General features: G+C 39.9%; 6 protein-coding genes. 3 read left to right on the plus strand and 3 right to left on the minus strand.

The genetic code is table 11. The features are described 5' to 3' along the window. On the plus strand, positions 1 to 992 hold a 992-nt coding region (locus QZT73_RS07900; protein ID WP_291787545.1), incomplete at its 5' end, for a family 1 glycosylhydrolase. A gap of 51 nt (positions 993 to 1,043) precedes the next feature. Beyond that, positions 1,044 to 2,039 (plus strand): alpha/beta hydrolase, encoded by a 996-nt coding sequence (locus QZT73_RS07905; RefSeq protein WP_291787547.1) that lies wholly within the window; start codon positions 1,044 to 1,046, stop codon positions 2,037 to 2,039. Between the two features lie 54 nt (positions 2,040 to 2,093). On the opposite strand, the gene QZT73_RS07910 is transcribed toward QZT73_RS07905, so the two are convergent. Together QZT73_RS07910 and QZT73_RS07915 are read right to left on the minus strand one after the other, a co-directional pair. Further along, positions 2,094 to 2,846 carry a TIGR00730 family Rossman fold protein gene (locus QZT73_RS07910; protein WP_291787549.1) on the minus strand — a complete coding sequence of 251 codons (753 nt, stop codon included), beginning with the start codon at positions 2,844 to 2,846 and terminating at the stop codon, positions 2,094 to 2,096. A 139-nt stretch (positions 2,847 to 2,985) separates the two neighbouring features. Continuing rightward, complete coding sequence (locus QZT73_RS07915) at positions 2,986 to 4,020, minus strand: DUF481 domain-containing protein (RefSeq protein WP_291781565.1); 1,035 nt, start codon at positions 4,018 to 4,020, stop codon at positions 2,986 to 2,988. A gap of 117 nt (positions 4,021 to 4,137) precedes the next feature. On the opposite strand from QZT73_RS07915, the gene QZT73_RS07920 reads away from it, so the two are divergent. Next, positions 4,138 to 5,067: a TIM barrel protein gene (locus QZT73_RS07920; protein WP_291787552.1), complete on the plus strand. Its 930-nt coding sequence runs from the start codon at positions 4,138 to 4,140 to the stop codon at positions 5,065 to 5,067. A gap of 26 nt (positions 5,068 to 5,093) precedes the next feature. On the opposite strand, the gene QZT73_RS07925 is transcribed toward QZT73_RS07920, so the two are convergent. Further along, positions 5,094 to 5,679, minus strand: a 586-nt coding sequence (locus QZT73_RS07925; protein WP_291787554.1) for a porin family protein, incomplete at its 5' end; no start/stop codon positions are given.

Here is a 5,679-nt window from a genome sequence, read left to right on the forward strand (position 1 = left end):
ACTGGGACTTGCCCCAAATATTGCAGGATAAATACGGAGGATGGCAATCAAAAGAAACGTCTAAAGCTTTTGGTGAGTATGCGGCTTATGTGACGGAAAGAATAAGTGACCGTGTAAAGCATTATTTCACGCTGAATGAAATTTACTCCTTTACGGACTTAAGTTATGGTCAAGGACAATTGGCACCAGGTTTAAAATTACCACAAAAGGATATAGCCCAGGTCAGGCACAATGCCGTACTGGCACATGGAATGGCGGTGGAAGCCATGAGACGGGCGGCCAAATCACCCATTCAAATCGGAGTGGCGGAAAATATAGTCACCGCAGTACCTGTCATTGAAACCCAAGAAAATATTGACGCTGCTAAAAAAGCAACCCGCGAATTGAATGCGGGACTTTTAACAGTAATGATGGAAGGAAAGTACACTGAGAATTATCTAAACAGCCTGGGCCCGGATGTTCCTGAGTATTCGGATGAAGAACTTAAACTCATTGGCAGTCCTCTGGATTTTGTGGGCATCAATGTGTACCTCGCTAATAAGTATGTGCAAGCAGCCAATAATGAGAGCGGCTATGAATTGCTTCCTCATGCAGGCCGTCATCCCACCATGGCTTCGCCTTGGCACCTTATCAGCCCGGAAAGTCTATACTGGGCACCAAGACTGGTCAAGGAATTATGGAATGCCAAAGAAATATATATTACCGAAAATGGATGTGGCGCAACAGATGAGCTTACAGATGGGGGGGAAATTATAGACACAGACAGGGTAATGTTTATGAAAAACTATCTGACCCAGCTACATCGGGCCACGAGCGAAGGAATTCCGGTCAAAGGATATTTTCATTGGAGTTTGATGGACAATTTTGAATGGATATTTGGCTACGGGATTAGATTTGGGCTCTTTTATATGGATTACAAAACTTTGGAGCGGACACCAAAACTTAGTGCTGAATATTTCAAAACCCTTGCAAAAAGCAATATATTGGTTTGATTTTGAAGGCTCCTTTATAGTCATTTAAAAGTTTACCACAACATCAAGCTCATGACCAAGATCATTAAACGTACCCTCTTAGTTTTAATCATTTTAGTTGGCGCCATTTTCCTTGCTTTTAAGTTATCACCCTATCCTTCTGTTTGGGTCATCAGATACGCTTTTAACAAGGAAGCAATCAGGGTCAATAAAGAACTTGAAAAGTTTGTACCATATAATATAAAGGCAATCAGTAATGTACAATATGACGAGAATGATAGCGATGCTTATTTAGATGTCTATTTTGACAAGGATGCAGTAAAATCAGGAAAAAGATTGCCTGTCATCGTTTGGACTCACGGTGGAGGTTTAATTTCAGGTGACAAAAGCCAATTGAGCAATTACTGTAAAATCCTTGCTTCCAAAGGTTACGTAGCAATTTCCATAGATTATACCATCGCACCGGAAGGAAAATATCCAAGGCCTATGAAACAACTCAATAGCGCTTTGGCTTTTATCTCCTCAAATTCCGAAAAATTCCATGCAGATCCATCCTATTTTGTGCTTGCAGGAGACTCAGGTGGTTCTATGATAGCTGCTGCCACTGCCAATATAATAACCAGTCCTGAGTATGCCCAAAATACCCTGGTAGAACCAGGATTGCGCCCTGACCAATTGAAGAGCTTACTTTTGTACTGTGGGATTTATGAAATTGACAAATTAAAAATCGAAGGGGCATTTGGATCATTCTTAAGAACTGTGATGTGGGCCTACTTTGATTCAAAGGACATTTCTAACGACGAATACGCTAAAACTGCTTCTGTAACAAACTTTCTCACAAGCTCATTTCCCCCCACCTTTATTTCGGCTGGAAATATTGATCCTTTGTTACCCCAATCTAGACTTTTAGCCCAAAAACTATCGGACTTAAATGTGCAGATAGACACCTTATTTTTCCCAGAAAATCATGAGCCCCCACTAGGACATGAATATCAATTTACACTTGATGATGCCGGAAAATTGGCATTGGAAAGGTCCTTAGGGTTTGTTGATTCCATTGCCAAATAAAATTCAGTCCCATTATGTTTACCTTAAGCCTTCTTAGATATCTCCCTAGACATTTTATTTCTCTCCCAAAACAGCCGATGGTTCGACCGGAGCTTTCCTTTTAAGTCCATATCCCTCGATCGCATATTTTCTAAGGTGTTCTTCCATTTCCTCCACAGAGTCAGTCAAAAGAAACAGGTCCAAATCTTCTTTATTAATCGTGCCATATTCAGCCAGATGTTGGATATATTCATATAAATGTTCGTGGAAATCACTGCACATCAATACCACTGGAAAACGCCGCATCACATTGGTCTGTATCAGGGTCAGCGCTTCGAAAAATTCATCCAAAGTTCCAAATCCTCCCGGCATCACTACAAAGGCATAGCTATATTTTGAAAGCAAAACTTTTCTTACAAAAAAGTATTTAAAATCCATCCATTTATCCAAATATGGATTGGGCGCCTGCTCAAATGGCAGGATAATATTGCAACCCACCGACTTCCCACCAACATTCTTCGCTCCTCTATTTGCTGCTTCCATAATTCCTGGCCCTCCCCCTGTCATGACTGAAAAGCCCATTTTACTTACCCTTTCTCCCACTTTCACCGCCAATTGGTAATAAGGATCTTTTTCTTCAAACCTTGCTGAACCAAATACGGTAACACAGGGTCCAACAAAATGTAACATTCTGAAACCTCTTATGAATTCTAACATGACTTTTACCACCATTTTGAACTCCTTCCAACGGGTCTGTGGACCTGCAAAAAAAGCCTCCTCTTCGGGATTTACCAATGGTGAAAACTCGCTTGATTGTTCCTTTTTCATATTTTAAACATAGGTAGAAATTTAAAAACTGACAAGAATCTCCATATGTTGAGGCAACCCAACCATAAATATTTTAGAATCTGATCATATTGGATGATGCACAGACCTACTATTCCGTCTTGCACCTTTCGACTCACTACTACTTAAACTTATACCCAACATTGAATACCACACCATAATCAAAGTTAGTATTGCTGCCTTCCAATGCCTGATTGTCATAATTGGAATAGAACTGAAGTCCTAAATCCAAATTATTGATGACTTCCCAATTGACCCTTGCTTCTCCATCAAACCTTTGCCTTCCGTTCTGATTCACTCCAAAAAAGAATTTAGGAAATAAAGAAAAGGAGAGGTTAGGTGCTGAGAAGTGAAAATAATCCAACTTGAACTGAGCGGGAATTTCATACAAATTACCTGTAGTATTTCCTTCCAAACTCCGCTCCTGATTGATAACACCTCCTGAAATCAAAGTCCCCTGAAGGTTACTTTTAAATAGGAACCTTCGACCAAATCCAGCCAATTGTTGCAACCTGCTCGCCAAGCCCAATTCAATATTCCTTTGATAATTGAGCGCAGCTCCAGCTACAAGAATGGAATTGAGATTATACAATGCACCAAAAGTAACTAACTCCCGGTCTCTTGTCCTTTCACCTTGGTTATTGGTAAATATAAAGGAACCGGTAAAATCTACCTCGTATTTTTGTTCTGTAAACCTTAAATGCCAATCCACATTGGATCTCCCTATATCGCTTGATTTTGTATAGGAATAACCCAGAGCAACAGTTCCTTTGATCTTTTTGATAAATCTTTTTTCTAAAGAGACCAAGTTGAAAATATTCACGATGGGATATAATTTTTCAATAAACCCATCATCCACTATCACTTTACCATATTCTTTGGAAGGTTTCAGGACACCATAATACACAGTTTCATCAATAGTTTGGATTCGATAAGTAGCCATACTTGCTTTAATCGTTTTAATTTTATGGTACCTCACATTTTGTAAAGACAAGTCCATGTCATCAAATTCAATGACACCCAAATTGATACTGTTCAATTTACCTACCATAATCTGCCCATTACGGAGATATAACGTGTCCTTTTCCTGAGCTATTGCATCGAGAATAGACAGTGCGCTGCAAAAAATAAATACATATAAAAACCTCCAACTCATATTTTAAATTATAAATGTAATTTAAAAAAAAGGTTTGTTTTAAAATTAATTTTCGGAAAATTGAACAGAGAACACCCCTAATAGGAGACATTGATTCTAATATATATACCTAAAACTATGAACAGGCGGCAATTTTCCAAAGTCACTTCCCTAACCCTTCTTGGATCGGGAATGTTAGCCAATTTACCAATAGGAGCTACAAATTTCAAATCTGATAGCAAATTAAGGCTTGGTGGACCTGTTTTCGAAAAATATGATTCCCCGGATTCCTGGGTTAAAGTTGTGAAGACGCTGGGATACCGTGCCGCCTATTGTCCTGTGGGTTTAAATGCAAACTCCCAAGAAATCAAGGCCTATGAAAAAGCGGCAAAGGATGCTGATATCCTGATTGCTGAAGTCGGTGCCTGGTCCAACCCCATCAGTCCTGACCCAAAAATGGCCAAAGAAGCATTTGAAAAGTGCACTGCTTCGCTGGATCTTGCAGATAAGATCGGAGCCAAATGCTGTGTCAACATAGCAGGGTCTAGAGATATGGAAAACTGGGCTGGACCACACCCGAAAAACTTTTCGGATGAAACTTTTGAAATGATTGTAATGACCACAAGAAAGATTATTGACGAGGTAAAGCCCTCACGGACTTTCTTCACTTTAGAAGCCATGCCATGGGTTTTTCCCGAGTCACCCGATGCTTACCTCCGTCTGATCAAAGCCATAGACAGGAAGTCTTTTGCCGTACATCTTGATCCGGTAAATATGATGGTCAGCCCTGCGGTCTTCTTCCGAAATGGAGATCTGATCAAAGAATGTTTCAAGAAGTTGGGGCCAAATATCAAAAGCATTCATGCCAAGGACCTTATCCTAAAGCAAGGGACTTTCATGCCCGAATTCAATGAAGTCAGGCCCGGTCTTGGATCAATGGATTATCGTGTTTTCCTTGCAGAACTGAGAAACTTTCCAGAGGTGCCATTGATGATGGAGCATTTGCAGACAGCCGAAGAGTATCTGGAGGGGGCGGAGTTTATTAGAGAAATTGAAAGAAAAATATAAAGCGTTTAACCATAAAATTATTTCCCTTAAAAAGTTTTACCCCAAGAGAATTTGAATCCCCTATTGAAATTAGAGCCTCCATCGGCCCTTATGTTGACCAAGCCGTGTTCGTAATTCAGTTGAAGATTTATCCCAAGCCCCAAATTAAATCCCAAACCAATTAATCCGGCAAAATCAAAATCATTGTATGAATCTTTAATGGATTTGCTTTTATCAACAGTTTTGCCCTCATCTACACGGATAATCATTGCAGAATTCAATAAAAACGAAGGCTGGGCACCTATCAGGAAAAAAACTGATTTGGAAGCATCATATTTCAGCAAAATGGGGATATCCAAATAGGAGTTTCTACTTCTTAATTCAACAGGACCCCCAGGTCCCCCAAGTAAATCATTGGATGCACCTTTGGTGGCCCATTGCAGCCCCGGTTCAATACTCATATGCTCACTAATCCTAATATTTACATATCCTCCTGCATGATATCCTACAATAAAAGAATTCCTATCTATAAATTCCCCACTAACAGTGGTAAAGCTCGGCCCCAATCTTATTCCAAAACGGGCATCCTGGGCATTTAAGCTTGAGGTAAATAATACGAAGAAAATCAGAAGG

This window comes from Cecembia sp., assembly GCF_007126775.1.
Lineage (GTDB): Bacteria > Bacteroidota > Bacteroidia > Cytophagales > Cyclobacteriaceae > Cecembia.

What these genes read in the sequence shown, in the direction of transcription:
- QZT73_RS07905 (WP_291787547.1), top strand. Translation starts at nt 1,044, where the DNA reads ATGACCAAGATCATTAAACGTACCCTCTTAGTTTTAATCATTTTAGTT.
- QZT73_RS07910 (WP_291787549.1), bottom strand. Translation starts at nt 2,846, where the DNA reads ATGAAAAAGGAACAATCAAGCGAGTTTTCACCATTGGTAAATCCCGAA.
- QZT73_RS07915 (WP_291781565.1), bottom strand. Translation starts at nt 4,020, where the DNA reads ATGAGTTGGAGGTTTTTATATGTATTTATTTTTTGCAGCGCACTGTCT.
- QZT73_RS07920 (WP_291787552.1), top strand. Translation starts at nt 4,138, where the DNA reads ATGAACAGGCGGCAATTTTCCAAAGTCACTTCCCTAACCCTTCTTGGA.